The sequence below is a fragment of the Brachymonas sp. KE5 genome (assembly GCF_057773645.1).
On sequence record NZ_CM173463.1, the window covers coordinates 1,862,937 to 1,878,948 of the forward strand.

The 16,012-nt window shown below is 63.7% G+C and carries 15 protein-coding genes and 1 tRNA gene; 2 read left to right on the forward strand and 14 right to left on the reverse strand.

Annotated features, from left to right (window positions below; genetic code table 11):
• From nuoF to tsaD, 13 genes are all read right to left on the reverse strand, one after another.
• Positions 1-1,356, reverse strand: a complete 1,356-nt coding sequence (nuoF, locus tag ACX36O_RS08955) for an NADH-quinone oxidoreductase subunit NuoF (protein WP_213361120.1) — start codon at positions 1,354-1,356, stop codon at positions 1-3.
• A complete protein-coding gene (nuoE, locus tag ACX36O_RS08960; protein ID WP_213361122.1) occupies positions 1,353-1,841 on the reverse strand; it encodes an NADH-quinone oxidoreductase subunit NuoE in 489 nt (162 codons plus the stop codon). The genes nuoF and nuoE overlap by 4 nt, the downstream gene beginning before the upstream one ends.
• On the reverse strand, positions 1,838-3,091 hold the full coding sequence (locus ACX36O_RS08965; protein WP_371686874.1) for an NADH-quinone oxidoreductase subunit D: 1,254 nt from the start codon (positions 3,089-3,091) through the stop codon (positions 1,838-1,840). The genes nuoE and ACX36O_RS08965 overlap by 4 nt, the downstream gene beginning before the upstream one ends.
• A 26-nt stretch (positions 3,092-3,117) precedes the next feature.
• Complete coding sequence (locus ACX36O_RS08970) at positions 3,118-3,726, reverse strand: NADH-quinone oxidoreductase subunit C (RefSeq protein WP_213361126.1); 609 nt, start codon at positions 3,724-3,726, stop codon at positions 3,118-3,120.
• A 12-nt stretch (positions 3,727-3,738) separates the two neighbouring features.
• Complete coding sequence (locus ACX36O_RS08975) at positions 3,739-4,221, reverse strand: NuoB/complex I 20 kDa subunit family protein (RefSeq protein ID WP_091814011.1); 483 nt, start codon at positions 4,219-4,221, stop codon at positions 3,739-3,741.
• 64 nt (positions 4,222-4,285) lie between these two features.
• Positions 4,286-4,645, reverse strand: coding sequence for an NADH-quinone oxidoreductase subunit A (locus ACX36O_RS08980; protein WP_213361128.1), 360 nt, complete (start codon positions 4,643-4,645; stop codon positions 4,286-4,288).
• Between the two features lie 44 nt (positions 4,646-4,689).
• Positions 4,690-4,774, reverse strand: a tRNA-Leu gene (locus ACX36O_RS08985).
• A 142-nt stretch (positions 4,775-4,916) separates the two neighbouring features.
• On the reverse strand, positions 4,917-5,372 hold the full coding sequence (gene secG, locus ACX36O_RS08990) for a preprotein translocase subunit SecG (protein ID WP_213361130.1): 456 nt from the start codon (positions 5,370-5,372) through the stop codon (positions 4,917-4,919).
• A 58-nt stretch (positions 5,373-5,430) separates the two neighbouring features.
• Positions 5,431-6,174, reverse strand: a complete 744-nt coding sequence (gene tpiA / locus ACX36O_RS08995; protein WP_213361132.1) for a triose-phosphate isomerase — start codon at positions 6,172-6,174, stop codon at positions 5,431-5,433.
• 12 nt (positions 6,175-6,186) lie between these two features.
• Positions 6,187-7,173: an NAD(P)H-quinone oxidoreductase gene (locus ACX36O_RS09000; RefSeq protein ID WP_213361134.1), complete on the reverse strand. Its 987-nt coding sequence runs from the start codon at positions 7,171-7,173 to the stop codon at positions 6,187-6,189.
• A gap of 16 nt (positions 7,174-7,189) precedes the next feature.
• The gene (pnp, locus tag ACX36O_RS09005; RefSeq protein ID WP_213361136.1) at positions 7,190-9,385 is read right to left on the reverse strand and encodes a polyribonucleotide nucleotidyltransferase; all 2,196 of its coding nucleotides are present in this window, start codon (positions 9,383-9,385) and stop codon (positions 7,190-7,192) included.
• 170 nt (positions 9,386-9,555) lie between these two features.
• Complete coding sequence (gene rpsO, locus ACX36O_RS09010; protein WP_091813995.1) at positions 9,556-9,813, reverse strand: 30S ribosomal protein S15; 258 nt, start codon at positions 9,811-9,813, stop codon at positions 9,556-9,558.
• Positions 9,814-10,320: 507 nt separating this feature from the next.
• Positions 10,321-11,385 (reverse strand): tRNA (adenosine(37)-N6)-threonylcarbamoyltransferase complex transferase subunit TsaD, encoded by a 1,065-nt coding sequence (gene tsaD, locus ACX36O_RS09015; RefSeq protein ID WP_371686873.1) that lies wholly within the window; start codon positions 11,383-11,385, stop codon positions 10,321-10,323.
• A gap of 67 nt (positions 11,386-11,452) precedes the next feature.
• Here tsaD and ybiB point away from each other — a divergent pair, with 67 nt between their 5' ends.
• Positions 11,453-12,376 carry a DNA-binding protein YbiB gene (gene ybiB, locus ACX36O_RS09020; RefSeq protein ID WP_213361140.1) on the forward strand — a complete coding sequence of 308 codons (924 nt, stop codon included), beginning with the start codon at positions 11,453-11,455 and terminating at the stop codon, positions 12,374-12,376.
• Positions 12,373-13,626: a BaiN/RdsA family NAD(P)/FAD-dependent oxidoreductase gene (locus tag ACX36O_RS09025; protein WP_371686872.1), complete on the forward strand. Its 1,254-nt coding sequence runs from the start codon at positions 12,373-12,375 to the stop codon at positions 13,624-13,626. Before ybiB ends, ACX36O_RS09025 begins: the two co-directional genes overlap by 4 nt.
• A gap of 151 nt (positions 13,627-13,777) precedes the next feature.
• On the opposite strand, the gene ACX36O_RS09030 is transcribed toward ACX36O_RS09025, so the two are convergent.
• Complete coding sequence (locus ACX36O_RS09030) at positions 13,778-15,646, reverse strand: phosphoenolpyruvate carboxykinase (GTP) (RefSeq protein WP_213361142.1); 1,869 nt, start codon at positions 15,644-15,646, stop codon at positions 13,778-13,780.
• Positions 15,647-16,012: the final 366 nt, after the last annotated feature.

Below are 16,012 nucleotides of genomic sequence, written 5' to 3' on the forward strand. Positions count from 1 at the left end.
TCAAATGTATGCAGGCACCATGCAGGTCTTATGCTCTACGTGGTATGCAAATTCGTCACGGAAATGCTTGAGCATGGCGCGCACAGGCATGGCGGCGGCATCGCCCAGGGCACAGATGGTGCGGCCCTGGATGTTGGCGGCGACGGAGTCGAGCACGTCCATGTCCTGCGGACGGCCCTGCCCTTTCTCGATGCGGTCGACCATGCGCCACAGCCAGCCCGTTCCTTCGCGGCAGGGCGTGCACTGGCCGCAGGATTCGTGCATGTAGAAGTAGCTCAGGCGCTGCAGCGACTTGACCATGCAGCGGCTGTCATCCATCACGATCACGGCGCCGGAGCCCAGCATGGAGCCGGCCTTGGCGATGGAGTCGTAGTCCATCGTGCATTCCATGATGATGTCGGCCGGCAGCACCGGGGAGGAGGAACCACCCGGGATCACCGCCTTGAGCTTGCGGCCGGTGCGGACACCGCCCGCCAGCTCGAGCAGCTTGGAGAACGGCGTGCCCATGGGAATTTCGTAGTTGCCGGGCAGGTTCACGTCACCGGAGACCGAGAAGATCTTGGTGCCGCCATTGTTCGGCTTGCCACACTCGAGATACGCCTGGCCCCCGTTCATGATGATCCACGGAACGGCTGCGAAGGTCTCGGTGTTGTTGATGGTGGTGGGCTTGCCGTACAGGCCGAAACTGGCCGGGAACGGCGGCTTGAAGCGCGGCTGGCCCTTCTTGCCTTCCAGCGATTCGAGCAGCGCGGTTTCCTCGCCGCAGATGTAGGCGCCGAAACCATGATGGGCATGCAGCTGGAAGCTGAAGTCGCTGCCCATGATCCTGTCGCCCAGATAGCCGGCGGCACGTGCCTCTTCCAGCGCCGCTTCGAAGCGTTCGTACACCTCGAAGATTTCGCCGTGGATGTAGTTGTAGCCCACGCTGATGCCCATGGCATAGGCCGCGATGGCCATGCCCTCGATCACGATGTGCGGGTTGAACATCAGGATGTCGCGGTCCTTGCAGGTACCGGGCTCACCCTCGTCGGAGTTGCAGACCAGGAATTTCTGGCCAGGGAACTGGCGCGGCATGAAGCTCCACTTCAGGCCGGACGGGAAACCGGCACCGCCACGACCGCGCAGCGCGGATTCCTTGACGGTGGAGATCACCTGGTCCTGGGTCATGGCTTCGCCGCCATCCTTGCCCAGAATCTTGCGCAGCGCCTTGTAACCGCCGCGCGCCTCGTAATCCTTGAGGCTCCAGTTGCTGCCGTTCAGATCCTTGTAGATCTGCGGATCGATGTGACGGCCATGAAAGCAGGTTTCATTGCCGGAAGACGCAAATTGCGCGAGAACGTTCGCTACCGACATCATTTGCCCTCCGCGGACTTCAGGCCTTCGACCAGTGCCGTCATGCGTTCGACAGACATGTAGCTGCACATGGTGCGGTCGTTGACCAGCATCACCGGCGCATCGGCGCAGGCGCCCAGGCATTCGCACTGCTGCAGCGTGAACATGCCGTCGGCGGTGGTTTCGCCGGCGTGGATGCCCAGCTTCTCCTCGAGGAACTGCAGCGCCTTGCCGCCGTCACGCAGCTGGCACGGCAGGTTGGTGCAGACGGCGAGCTTGAACTTGCCCACCGGCTGCTGGTTGTACATGTTGTAGAAGGTGGTGACTTCGTGCACGGCCATCGGAGGCATCTCCAGATAGTCGGCAATCTCCTTCTCGCTTTCGGGCGATACCCAGCCCTGCTCCTGCTGGACGATGGACAGGCAAGCCATGACCGCCGACTGCTTGTGCTCGGCCGGGTATTTCGCCACTTCCTTGGCGAAACGGGCTTTGGTTGCTTCAGAAATCATCGGTCAATCTCTCCAAACACAATGTCCAGCGTGCCAATGATGGCCACGGCGTCGGCCAGCATGTGGCCCTTGGACAGCTCATCCAGCGCAGCCAGGTGCACGTATCCCGGCGGACGGATCTTCATGCGGTAGGGCTTGTTGGCTCCGTCGCTCACCATGTAGATGCCGAACTCGCCTTTCGGGTGCTCGACAGCGGCATAGACCTCGCCCTCGGGCACGTGGAAGCCTTCGGTGAACAGCTTGAAGTGGTGGATCAGGTCCTCCATGTTGGTCTTCATGCCTTCACGCGAGGGCGGTGCCACCTTGTTGTTGTCGGTGATGACAGGGCCGGGGTTGGCACGCAGCCAGTCCACGCACTGTTTGATGATGCGGTTGGACTCGCGCATTTCCTGCACACGGCACAGGTAGCGGTCGTAGCTGTCACCGGTGACACCGACCGGCACGTCGAACTCGACCTTGTCGTAGGCATCGTAGGGTTGCGTCTTGCGCAGGTCCCAGGCGATGCCGGATCCGCGCAGCATGGGGCCGCTCATGCCCAGATTGAGCGCGCGCTCGGGAGACAGCACGCCGATGCTGACCGTACGCTGCTTCCAGATGCGGTTGTTGGTGAGCAAGGTCTCGTACTCGTCCACGCACTTGGGGAAACGCTGGGTGAAATCGTCGATGAAATCGAGCAGCGAACCCTGGCGGGCGGCGTTGAGCTTTTCCATGGCCTTGCTGTTGCGCAGCTTGCTTGGGGCATGCTGGGCCATGGTGTCGGGCAGGTCGCGATAGACGCCACCCGGACGGAAGTAGGCTGCGTGCATGCGTGCGCCGGAGACGGCCTCGTACATGTCCAGCAGGTCCTCCCGCTCGCGGAAGGTGTAGATCAGGATGGTGGAGCTGCCACAGTCGTTGCCGTGCGAGCCCAGCCACAACAGGTGGTTGAGCAGGCGCGTGATTTCCGAGAACATCACGCGGATGTATTGCGCACGGATCGGCACCTCGATGCCCAGCAGCCGCTCGACGGCCAGGCAGTAGGCGTGCTCGTTGCACATCATGGACATGTAGTCCAGGCGGTCCATGTAGGGCAGCGCCTGGATATAGGTCTTGTGCTCGGCCAGCTTTTCGGTGGCACGGTGCAGCAGGCCGATGTGCGGGTCGGCGCGCTGCACCACCTCGCCATCGAGCTCCAGCACGAGGCGCAGCACGCCGTGCGCTGCCGGGTGCTGCGGACCAAAGTTGAGCGTGTAGTTCTTGATTTCAGCCATAGATCAAACCCCTGTCGCCTGAGCGATCAGTGCAAGCCTCCATAGTTGTCTTCACGGATGATGCGCGGCGTGATTTCGCGCGGCTCGATGGAGACGGGTTCGTACACCACACGCTTCTGCTCGGGGTCGTAGCGCATCTCGACATGACCGGAGAGCGGGAAGTCCTTGCGGAAGGGATGGCCGATGAAGCCGTAGTCGGTCAGGATACGGCGCAGGTCGGGGTGACCCTCGAACACGATGCCGAACAGGTCGAAGGCTTCGCGCTCGAACCAGTTGGCGGAGTTCCAGATGTCATTGATGGAGGCAACCACGGGGAAGTCGTCATCGGGAGCGAACACCTTCAGGCGCAGGCGCTGGTTCAGCGACACGGACAGTAGGTGCACCACGACGCAGAAGCGCTCGCGCTCCCAGACCTGCTGCTTGTAGTCGGAATAGTCGACACCGCACAGATCGATCATGATCTCGAACTTGCAGCCGGCGGAATCGCGCAGCAGACGGCAGGCGTCGACGTAGTCGGCGGCGCCAACCTCGACGGTCAGCTCGCCACGGTCAATCACAGAATGCTTGAGCTTGTCACCCAGCACCGCAGACACGGTGTTGGCCAGCTCCTGAATATCAACAGCGTAGGCAGTCATGGGGTCTCCGGATCAGGCGCGGGCAATGGTGTTGGTACGGCGGATCTTCTGCTGCAGCTGCATGATGCCGTAAATCAGCGCCTCGGCCGTGGGCGGGCAGCCCGGGACGTAGACGTCGACCGGCACCACGCGATCGCAGCCACGCACCACCGAGTAGCTGTAGTGGTAATAGCCACCGCCGTTGGCGCAGGAACCCATGGAAATCACCCAGCGCGGCTCGGCCATCTGGTCATAGACCTTGCGCAGGGCCGGCGCCATCTTGTTGCACAGCGTGCCAGCCACGATCATCAGGTCGGACTGGCGGGGACTGGCGCGGAATACCTCGGCACCGAAACGCGCCAAGTCGTAGCGCGCGGCAGCGGCGTGCATCATCTCGACGGCGCAGCAGGCCAGACCGAAGGTCATGGGCCAGACGGAACCGGTTTTGGCCCAGTTCGCCACCGCGTCGTAGCTGGTGGTGATGAAGCCTTCTTTGAATACACCTTCAAGCGACATGCAACTCTCCAATCAATTCCCGCAGGAGCGCGGCATGCACGCTCCCGGTATCAGGAACTTGTGCTTATTCCCAATCCAGGGCGCCTTTTTTCCATTCGTAGATGAAACCCACGACGAGGATGCCCAGGAAAATCATGACGGACCAGAAAGCCACGGGACCCAGCTGCTTGTAGGCGGCCGCCCAGGGGAACAGGAAGGCGACTTCCAGGTCGAAAAGAATGAACAGGATGGCAACGAGGTAGTAGCGCACATCGAACTTCATGCGCGCGTCTTCAAAGGCCTCGAAGCCGCATTCGTAGGGGGAGTTCTTGGCGGGATCAGGACGGTTCGGGCCGAGTGCCGAACCAAGACCCAGGGTCACTGCACCGGCAACCAGGCCGACCAGGATGAACAGGAGAACGGGGAGATAAAGTGCAAGATCCATCTTTGTTACGTTTGTAAATTTTGGCGCAGAGCCAAAGATGTTTCTGGTGCCGTCGGCGAGACTCGAACTCGCACAGCTTTCGCCACTACCCCCTCAAGATAGCGTGTCTACCAATTCCACCACGACGGCAATCGTGTCTCGCCCGGAGCCGGCTGAGACTATTTCTTAGCACTCCGGATCAGCCCTGCATTGTAACCATAAACAACTTAGTCGACGCTTACAACACAGGTTTTTTGTGCCCGCCGGACGCATTGCACGCCCGGCTTTTCGCTTAGCGGGAAGCGGCTGCGGCGGGGGCTACCGGGGCAGGCTGGGAAGCGGGAACAGCAACGCTTGCGGGCGCCACGGCGGCGGCCGGCTGCTGTCCGGGAATCAGTGCGGAAGGACCGGTTGCAGGGGCTGCATCAGACGCAGGGGCTGAGGCCGGTGCGGTCACGGCGGCGGGAGCGACCATGCCGCTGAGCACGCTACCGGAGCCGCCGGTGTTGCGCAGGTTGCCGAAGTACGCGAGAACCAGCGTGGCAACGAAGAAAATCGTGGCCAGCACGGCGGTGGTGCGCGACAGGAAGTTGGCACTGCCGGAGGCGCCGAACAGGCTGCCGGAGGCCCCACTGCCGAATGCGGCACCCATGTCCGCACCCTTGCCATGCTGAACCAGGATCAGGCCGATCATCGCCAGTGCCGACAGCACCTGCACGACCAGCAGGAGGTTGAGAAGAAAAGTCATTGTGTTCTTGCCAGAGGAATGTGGGAAGCGGCAGCGTACTGCCGCAAAGCCCGTTATTTTATTGCGCTGCCGCAATGATGGCCAGGAAATCGGCCGCCTTCAGGGAAGCGCCGCCAATCAGGCCGCCATCGATGTCGGGTTGCGCCAACAGCGCAGCCGCGTTGCTGGCGTTCATGCTGCCGCCGTACAACAGGCGGATCTTGTCTGCATGCTCGGTTGCCGCACGCAGCTGTGTACGCAGTACCGCGTGCACTTCCTGCGCCTGCTCGGGAGTGGCCGTCTTGCCGGTACCGATGGCCCAGACCGGCTCGTAAGCTACCACGATCTCGCTGATGCAATGCCCCACCAGGTGGATCACGGCCGCAAGCTGGCGCTTGACGATGAATTCGGTCATGCCCTCCTCGCGCTCGCGCAGGGTTTCACCGACGCAGACGATGGGAGTGATACCGGCCTCGAGGGCACGCTCGGCCTTGATGGCGACATGGGTGTCGCTCTCGGCCTGGTGCAGGCGGCGCTCGCTGTGGCCGACGATGGCGTAGCGGATGCCGAACTCCTTCAGCATGGCGGCAGACACGTCACCGGTATAGGCGCCGGATTCGTGCGAGGAAACGTTCTGCGACCCCATGACAATGGCGTCCTGACCCGCCAGCAGGCCCTGGACTTGCTGGAAGTACGGGCTGGGCACGCAGATGGCCACATCGCACGCCGGAGCGCCGATGCCGGCGCGCAGCTCGTTGATCAGCGTTTCGTTGCCTGCCAGACTGGCGTTCATTTTCCAGTTGCCAGCGATCAGTTTTTTCATTGTGTGCCTCCGTTACCAGGTCAATACGATTTTGCCAATGTGTTGGTTGCTTTCCATCAAGGCGTGCGCCTCGGCGGCCTGGGCGGCCGGAAAGGTGCGGTAGATAACCGGCGCGATGGCGCCGTTTTCCACCAGTGGCCAGACCTTCTCGCGCAGCGCGCGGGCGATGGCGGCCTTGAAGGCCACCGGGCGCGGACGCAGCGTCGAGCCGGTGATGGTCAGACGGCGGCGCAGCACCTGCCCCGCATTGAAGCCCGACTTGACGCCACCCTGGATGGCGATGATGACGATGCGGCCATCGTCTGCGAGGCACTCCACTTCACGGGCGATATAGTCGCCGGCAACCATGTCCAGCACCACATCCACACCTTTGCCATCGGTCAGGCGCTTGGCCTCCTCGACGAAATCGTGGGTCTTGTAGTTGATGGCGTGGTCGGCGCCGAGCTTGACGCAGGCCTCGCACTTGTCGTCGCTGCCGGCGGTAACAATGACCGCGGCGCCCAGCGCCTTGGCCATCTGGATGGCGGTGACGCCGATGCCGCTGCTGCCGCCTTGCACCAGCAGGGTTTCTCCCGGCTGCAGTCTGGCGCGGTCGAAGACATTGCTCCAGACGGTGAAGAAGGTTTCGGGCAGGCTGGCGGCCTGCACCATGTCAAGTCCGGCCGGAACCGGCAGGCACTGGGCTGCGGGGGCCACGCACAGCTCGGCGTAGCCGCCGCCGGCGACCAGCGCACACACCTTGTCGCCCAGTTTCAGGCCAGCCTGCGCCATGGCGTCGGCATCGCCGGCGACGATCTCGCCGGCAACCTCCAGGCCGGGCAGTTCGGAAGCGCCCGGCGGCACCGGGTAGTGGCCCTTGCGCTGCAGCACGTCGGGACGGTTGACGCCCGACGCCGCCACGCGGATCAGCACCTCGCCCGCACCCGCGACCGGATCGGCGCAGGTGACGGGCTTGAGCATTTCCGGCGCGCCGTAGGCCTCGATGGCAATGGCTTGCATGACTGCCCTGCCCCGCTTACTGCTGCTGTTGTTGCTGCTGCTCGGCAGAGGAACGGCCGTTGCCGTTGCGCTCGCCACGGTCGCCGCGTTCGGCGCGCTCCGGGCGGTCACCGCGCTCAGGACGGTCCAGCAGCGCCTTTATGGACAGCTTGATGCGGCCCTTGTCGTCGGTTTCCAGGGCCTTGACCTTGACGATCTGGCCTTCGCTCAGGTAATCGGACACCTTCTCGACGCGCTCGTGCGCGATCTGGCTGATGTGCAGCAGGCCATCCTTGCCCGGCAGCACGTTGATCAGCGCGCCAAAATCCAGCATCTTGACGACCGGACCTTCGTAGATCTTGCCCACTTCCACTTCGGCCGTGATCTCTTCGATGCGGCGCTTGGCTTCCTCGGCCTTGGCGTTGTCGTTGCTGGCGATGGTGATGGTGCCGTCTTCGGCGATGTCTATCTGGGTGCCGGTTTCTTCCGTCAGCGCACGGATGGTGGCGCCGCCCTTGCCGATCACGTCGCGGATCTTCTCGGGGTTGATCTTCATGGTGAACAGGCGCGGAGCATAGGCCGACACCTCGGCCTTGGCCTCGCCCATGGCATCCTGCATCTTGCCCAGGATGTGCATGCGCGCTTCCTTGGCCTGGGCCAGGGCGACCTGCATGATTTCCTTGGTGATGCCCTGGATCTTGATGTCCATCTGCAGGGCGGTGATGCCGTCGGCAGTACCGGCCACTTTGAAGTCCATGTCGCCCAGGTGATCTTCATCGCCCAGGATGTCGGTCAGCACGGCGAAACGGTTGTCTTCCTTGATCAGGCCCATGGCGATACCGGCCACGTGCGCCTTCAGCGGCACGCCAGCGTCCATCATGGACAGGCAGCCGCCGCAGACGGAAGCCATGGAGGAGGAACCGTTGGATTCGGTGATCTCGGACACCACGCGGATGGTGTAGGGGAATTCGTCCTTGCTCGGCAGCACGGCGGCCAGGGCACGCTTGGCCAGACGGCCGTGGCCCACTTCGCGGCGCTTGGTGGAGCCCATGCGGCCCACTTCACCGGTGGCGAAGGGAGGCATGTTGTAGTGCAGCAGGAAGCGGTCTTCGTATTCGCCGGCCAGCGCGTCGATGCGCTGGGCATCGCGCTCGGTACCCAGCGTGGACACCACCAGCGCCTGTGTTTCGCCACGCGTGAAGAGTGCGGAACCGTGGGTGCGGGGCAGCACGCCGTTGCGGATCTCGATCGGGCGCACGGTGCGGGTGTCACGGCCGTCGATGCGCGGCTCGCCGGACAGGATCTGGCTGCGCACGATGCGGGCTTCGGCATCGAACAGCAGGTTGTCGACCTTGACCGGATCGAACTCGACGCCCTGCTCGGTCAGTTCGGCCTTGACGGCAGCATAGGCTTCGCGGCAGGCCTGGGTGCGCGCCTGCTTGCTGCGGATCTGGTAGGCAGCGCGCAGCTTGTCTTCAGCCAGGCCGTTGACCTTGGCGATGAATTCCTCGTCCTTGGCTTCGGGCTGCCAGTCCCACACCGGCTTGCCCGCGTCGCGCACCAGCTCATGGATGGCGTTGATCGCGATCTGGCCCTGCTCGTGGCCGAACACCACGCCGCCCAGCATGATTTCCTCCGACAGCTGCTGTGCTTCGGATTCGACCATCAGCACGGCAGCTTCGGTGCCGGCGACGACCAGGTCCATCTGGCTGTCCTTGCGCTGGGTCTGGCCCGGGTTGAGCACGTATTCGCCGTTGATGTAGCCGACACGGGCAGCACCGATCGGGCCATTGAACGGGATGCCGGAAATGGCCAGGGCCGCGCTCACGCCGAGCATGGCGGCGATGTCGGCATCGACTTCAGGATTCAGGGACACGGTGTGCACGACCACATGCACTTCGTTGTAGAAACCTTCGGGGAACAGCGGGCGGATCGGACGGTCGATCAGGCGGCTGGTGAGGGTTTCGAGTTCGGAGGGCTTGGCTTCGCGCTTGAAGAAGCTGCCGGGGATCTTGCCGGCGGCGTAGGTTTTCTCGATGTAGTCGACGGTCAGGGGGAAGAAGTCCTGGCCGGGCTTGGCGCTCTTGGAAGCAGCCACGGTGGCGAGCACGACGGTGTCGTCGATGTTGACGAGCACGGCGCCGGCGGCCTGGCGGGCGATTTCACCGGTTTCGAGGGTGACGGTGTGCTGGCCCCACTGGAAGGTCTTGGTGACTTTGTTGAAAATGGACATGGTTATCTCCGGGATGGAGCTTCTTGCAGCACACGATGCCATTCCAGCAGGACCCTGCCCGGCGCAGGATGTTGATGGAATGACACAGCTTCGCGCGCAATATCTCCGGGTTGAAAAACAAAAACGCCTGAGGGAAGGATTCTCTCAGGCGTTCTGCATGCGATGCCTGCTTACTTGCGCAGACCCAGCTTGGCGATCAGGGCCAGGTAGCGGTCAGCGTCCTTGGACTTCAGGTAGTCCAGCAGCTTGCGGCGGCGGCTCACCATGCGCAGCAGGCCGCGACGGCCGTGGTGGTCCTTGGCGTGCGTCTTGAAGTGCGGGGTGAGTTCGTTGATGCGTGCGGTCAGCAGCGCAACTTGTACTTCGGGGCTGCCAGTGTCATTGGCGGCGCGGGCGTTATCCTTGATAACGGCAACTTTATCGACCATTTTGGTATTTCCTTGAAGGTATTTGACTTGCGCTGCAGGCCGGACTACCCGCAGCGTGCGCTCCGCCGAACTGGCATGCCAGTATGGAACAGAACCGGGTGATTATAGCGGGGACTTGTCGGGCTGGCTAGTGGGTGCGATCACGGGCGGAAACCGCAGATAGAATAATACTAAAATACTCAATATTGCCATGCCCAGCGCCTACCACAACCCCCTCTCCTGTTTTGCTGCCCTCGCCGTTTTCGCCCTGTCGATCCCCGCCCCGGCTTTCCCGGCCCCGGCTGCCGATCCTCCGTCAGCGCTTGCCGCCACTCCCGCGGCAAGCAGCGCCGCCTCCGCAGCGCGAGCCATGTCGCGCACGCGTGTGCTCGTGCTGCGCGGCAATGAGGAAAGCACGGCCAAGCGGGAGCGTCGTCTGAAACGGGAATGCCGCGGCCGGCCCAATGCGGGTGCCTGCCTGGGGTTTGCCAGCTAGGCAGCCAGATTCGCCCCTGCCCGAAGGCCGGGTCAGGCGTCGAGTTGCTGCAGATCCCAGCGCGGACGGACGTCGAAGGCGTACTCCTTGCGCGCTTGCGCCATCCCGGCCTGCAGCCGCATGGCGCCGGCCAAGGCAATCATGGCACCGTTATCGGTGCACAGGTGCAGTTCCGGGTAATGTACGCGCACCCCGCGTCTGGCACAGGCGGCGTTGAGTTCTTCCCGCAGGGAGGCATTGGCCCCTACCCCGCCAGCCACCACGAGCCGCTTCAGGCCTGTCGTATCCAGCGCCTTGAGCGATTTTCTGACCAGCACTTCGACGATGGCAGCCTGGGTGCTTGCAGCGAGGTCAGCCAGCACCTGGTCGCAGGGCTGCCCTTCCAGCTTTTTGACCTGGGTCAGCACCGCGGTCTTGAGGCCCGCGAACGAAAAATCCAGATCACCGCTGTGCAGCAGCGGGCGGGGTAGCTTGTATGCCTTCGGATCGCCGAAGGTGGCCAGGCGCGACAGGGCCGGGCCACCAGGGTAGCCCAGCCCCATCAGCTTGGCCGACTTGTCGAAAGCCTCGCCCGCCGCGTCGTCGATGGTTTCGCCCAGCAGAGTGTAACAGCCGACGCCATCGACCTGCATCAGCTGGGTATGGCCACCGGAAACCAGCAGCGCGACAAAGGGAAACTCGGGCGGGTCGGCGCTGAGGAAGGGAGAGAGCAGATGGCCTTCCAGGTGATGGACGGGCAGCACCGGCTTGTCCAGCGCGGCAGCCAGGCTGCAGGCGACGCCTGCCCCCACCAGCAGTGCCCCGGCCAACCCGGGCCCCTGGGTGTAGGCGATGACGTCGAGCTGCTGCAGCGTGCGCCCGCCCTGCTCCAGCACCTGGCGCGCCAGCGGAATGACACGGCGGATATGGTCGCGGCTGGCCAGCTCCGGTACCACGCCGCCATAGGCGCGGTGCATGTCGATCTGGCTGTGCAGCGCATGGGACAGGAGGCGCGGTGCCGTGCCGGGGCCCCCGGTTTCGACCAGAGCGACACCGGTTTCATCGCAGGAGGACTCGATGCCGAGAACCAGGGTAGGTAGGTTAGAAGAGTTTTGCATCAGACCGCCATTGTGCCGCGAGTTGGGTTGAGCGCGAGAGCGGCATTTCTTCCCTGACAATACCACCATGCATGAAACCCTGATTCCCTATCTGAAAGGCGTCGGACGCGGCAAGGAAGGCGCGCGGCCGCTGACACGCGAAGAGGCGAGTGACGCCTGGCAGTTGCTGTTGCAAGGCCAGCCTGACGAGATGGCCATGGGGGCGTTTCTGCTGGCGATGCGGATCAAGGGCGAGACGCGGGAAGAGATGGCGGGATTTCTGGATGCCACCCATTGCGATCTGCACCTGCCGGAACTGGCGGACGACAGCCGCTTCGCGGTGGTCATTCCCAGCTACAACGGGGCGCGCAAGCTGCCACTGCTCACGCCGATGCTGGCCTGGCTGCTGGCACGGGAAGGGCTGCGCGTGCTGATGCACGGCCATCCGACCGAGGACGGGCGCGTGACCGTGCCCGAAGTGCTGCAGGCCTTGCGGCCGCTGCTGCCGGTGCAGGACAGCGATCCGCTCTGGCTGGACACGGCTGCGCTCAGCCCTGGACTGGCCCGCGTGCTGGATGCGCGCCGTCGCATCGGGCTGCGCAATTCGGCGCACAGCCTGGTCAAGCTGATGAATCCGCTGCACGGCACGCCGCTGCAGCAGCGCAGCCTGGTGATCGGGGCCTACACGCATCCGGAGTATGCGGTGTCGATGGCGGAGGTGATCGGACTGATGCAGGGCAACGCCCTGCTGCTGCGTGGCACCGAGGGCGAGGTGGTGGCAGATGCGCGCAGGGTGCGCCAGATGGATGGTTATGTACGTGGCGAGCCGGTGCGGCTGGTTGAAGCGCAGACGGGCAGCCTGACGGAATTGCCCGGGATACCGGAGGGGACGGATGCTGCCGCGACGGCGCGCTATAGCGCCGATGTGCTCGCGGGCGCCTTGCCGGTTCCCGAGCCGATTGCGCGGCAGGTGCAGGCGGTGCTGGATCTGGTGGCAAAGGTCGAATCATGAGCGCGGCCCGTTTCGATGCCGTGGTCATCGGCGCCGGCGCTGCCGGGCTGTTCTGCGCCGCGCAGGCTGGCCAGCGCGGCGTGAAGCTGCTGCTGCTGGACCACGCCGCCAGACTGGCCGAGAAAATCCGCATCAGCGGGGGCGGACGCTGCAACTTCACCAATGTGCAGGCCGGCCCCGCCAACTACCTGAGCCAGAACCCGCATTTCTGCCGCAGCGCCCTGTCGCGCTACACCGCGCAGGATTTCATCGCGCTGGTGCAGAAACATGGCATTGCCTTTCACGAGAAGCACAAGGGGCAGCTGTTCTGCGACCGCTCGGCAGGCGACATCATCGACATGCTGGTGCGGGAGTGCGATGCAGGTGGCGTGACGCGCTGGCAGCCCTGCGCTGTGGAATCCGTAGCCCATGATGGCGAAGCCGGCGATTATGTGCTGCAGACTGCACGGGGCGAGGTACGTGCCGCCAGGATGGTGCTGGCTTGCGGCGGCTTGTCGATCCCGAAGATTGGCGCGACTGACCTGGCGTGGCGGCTGGCGGAGCAATTCGGCCTGCGCACCGTGGCGCCGCGGCCCGGACTGGTGCCACTCACTTTTGATGCCAGGCAGTGGCAGCCTTTTGCCGCGCTGGCCGGGGTGTCGCTGCCGGTGGAAATCAGTGTGGAAGTCGCGCAGGGCAAGCGCAAGCAGCGGGTGCGCTTCAGCGAGGATCTGCTGTTCACCCATCGCGGCCTGAGCGGTCCGGCCATCCTGCAGATTTCCAGCTACTGGCTTGACGGCCAGCCGCTGCAGATCAACCTGATCCCCGATGCAGACAGCCCCCTGCCCGATGCCCCGCAACGTGCCCCGCTGCTGGAACAGTTGCGCGCGGCCAAGGCACGCGGATCACGCAAGCTGGTGGCCAATGAGGTGGGCAACTACCTGCCATCCCGTCTGCTGGACCACTGGCTGGCAGGCCATCCGGGCTGCCAGCGCCCATTGGCCGCGACGGCGGACAAGGCGCTGCAGCAACTGTGCCAGAGCCTGCAGCAGTGGGAAATCACGCCCAGCGGCAGCGAAGGCTATGCCAAGGCGGAAGTGACGCTGGGCGGCATCGATACGCGCGATGTGTCATCGCAGACCATGGAAACGCGCCAGCCCGGCCTGTACGTCATCGGCGAAGCCGTGGATGTGACGGGCTGGCTGGGTGGCTACAACTTCCAGTGGGCCTGGGCCAGTGCCCATGCATGCGCGGAGGCGCTGGCCGGTTGAAGAGGAACGCATCTGGCCAAAATGCAAAAGGACTGGCGCCCGCAAGTGCCAGTCCATTTTTTTATGAGGCAATCCGAAGTCAGTTACCGCGACTTCAGAGGGAAGTCCGGCTGCTCAGGACAACAGCCGCAAATCCACCCTCATTGCGCGATCACACCTCGGCCAGACGCTTTTCCAGCAGAGCCTTGGTCTCGACCAGCTCCTTCGGCAGATTGTGCTTGAGCTTTTCGAAGTGCTCTTCGTGGGACTTGAACTCTTCTTCCCAGGCCGCCTTGTCGATGCTGGTCACGGTCTTGAACTGCTCTGGGCTGAAATCCAGGCCGGTCCAGTTCAGTTCGCCGTAGGCCGGAGCGATACCGAACATGGTTTCCTCGCCCTCGGCCTTGCCTTCGATGCGGTCGATCATCCACTTCAGCACACGCATGTTTTCGCCGTAGCCCGGCCAGACGAACTTGCCGTCGGCATCCTTGCGGAACCAGTTGACGCAGAAGATCGGGGGCAGCGTGTGACCCTTCTCTTCCAGCTTCTTTTCCATGTCGAGCCAGTGCTGGAAATAGTCGCTCATGTTGTAGCCGCAGAACGGCAGCATGGCGAAGGGATCGCGGCGCACCACGCCCTGGGCGCCAAAGGCGGCAGCCGTGGTTTCGGAGCCCATGGTGGCAGCCATGTAGACGCCTTCGGACCAGCTGCGCGCCTCGGTCACCAGCGGCACGGTGGTGGAGCGGCGGCCGCCGAACACCATGGCGTCGATGGCCACGCCGTTGGCGTCGTCCCACTGGGCGTCCAGCGCCGGGTTGTTGGTGGCCGCAATGGTGAAGCGGGCGTTGGGGTGGGCAGCCTTGCGGCCGGCCTTGCCGTCTTCCGGCGTCCAGTCCTTGCCCTGCCAGTCGACCAGATGGGCCGGCAGCTCGCCGCCGACATCCTTTTCCATGCCTTCCCACCACACGTCGCCATCGTCGGTCAGCGCGACGTTGGTGAAGATGACGTCCTTGTACAGGCTCTTCATGCAGTTGGGGTTGGTGTGCAGGTTGGTACCCGGAGCCACGCCGAAATAGCCGGCTTCGGGGTTGATGGCGTACAGGTTGCCGTCGTCATGCGGCTTGATCCAGGCGATATCGTCACCGATGGTGGTGACTTTCCAGCCTTCGAAGCCGGCCGGCGGCACCAGCATGGAGAAGTTGGTCTTGCCACAGGCGCTCGGGAAGGCTGCGGCGACGTGGTATTTCTTGCCCTCGGGGTTGGTCACGCCCAGGATCAGCATGTGCTCGGCCAGCCAGCCCTGGTCACGGCCCATGGTGGAAGCGATGCGGAGCGCCAGGCACTTCTTGCCCAGCAGCGCATTGCCGCCGTAGCCGGAGCCGTAGGACCAGATTTCGCGCGTTTCGGGGTAGTGCACGATGTACTTGACGGTGGGGTTGCATGGCCAGCTGGTCTGGTCCGTCTCGCCCTCGGCCAGCGGCGCGCCCACGGTGTGCATGCAGGGCACGAATTCGCCATCGGTGCCCAGCACGTCGAACACGGCCTTGCCCATGCGCGTCATCAGCTTCTGGTTGACCACCACGTAGGCGCTGTCCGTCAGCTCGACACCGATGTGCGCGATGTGGCTGCCCAGCGGGCCCATGCTGAAGGGCACCACGTACATGGTGCGGCCCTGCATGCAGCCGTCGAACAGCGGGTTGAGCGTGGCGCGCATCTCGGCCGGGTCCATCCAGTTGTTGGTCGGGCCGGCGTCCTCCTTGTTCGCGCTGCAGATGTAGGTGCGGTCTTCCACGCGGGCCACGTCGGACGGGTCGGTCCAGGCCAGGTAGCTGCCGGGGCGCTTGGCCGGGTTCAGCTTCTTGAAGGTGCCGGCATCCACCAGCTGCTGGCACAGGCGGTCGTATTCTTCCTGACTGCCGTCGCACCAGACCACTTGCGCGGGCTTGCACAGTGCGGCCATTTCGGACACCCAGGCGACGAGGCGCGGGTGCTTGACATAGTCGGGGACGTTGAGATTCAGCCCGGTGGCGGATGTGGACATCAGAGGACTCCAGTAACGAAAAGAAAAACGGCGGCAGGGCCTTCCTTCGCAGGACTTCGACGAGGCTGGCGCTGGATATGCGGGCGGGCGCACAAAGCTGGCGCAGGACCCCTCCCAGAAACGGGGTCGCCAGCTTTTCCCGGAATTTCGAAGAATAGCACCAATGACCATGAAACGATGGTGAAAACCGGCATCCGTAATACATTATTCAAGCCCCAGAGGGAGCGCTGCAGCCAGATTGAAACGATCGACAGCGAATTGAAAGTTCCACGTAAGCCTGGGGTTTGTCCTGAGGCAAAGAAACACCCTGTTTCCTCCGCAGGACATCAAACGCTCGCATCACGCTCCTAGAATGGTTCAAGCAAG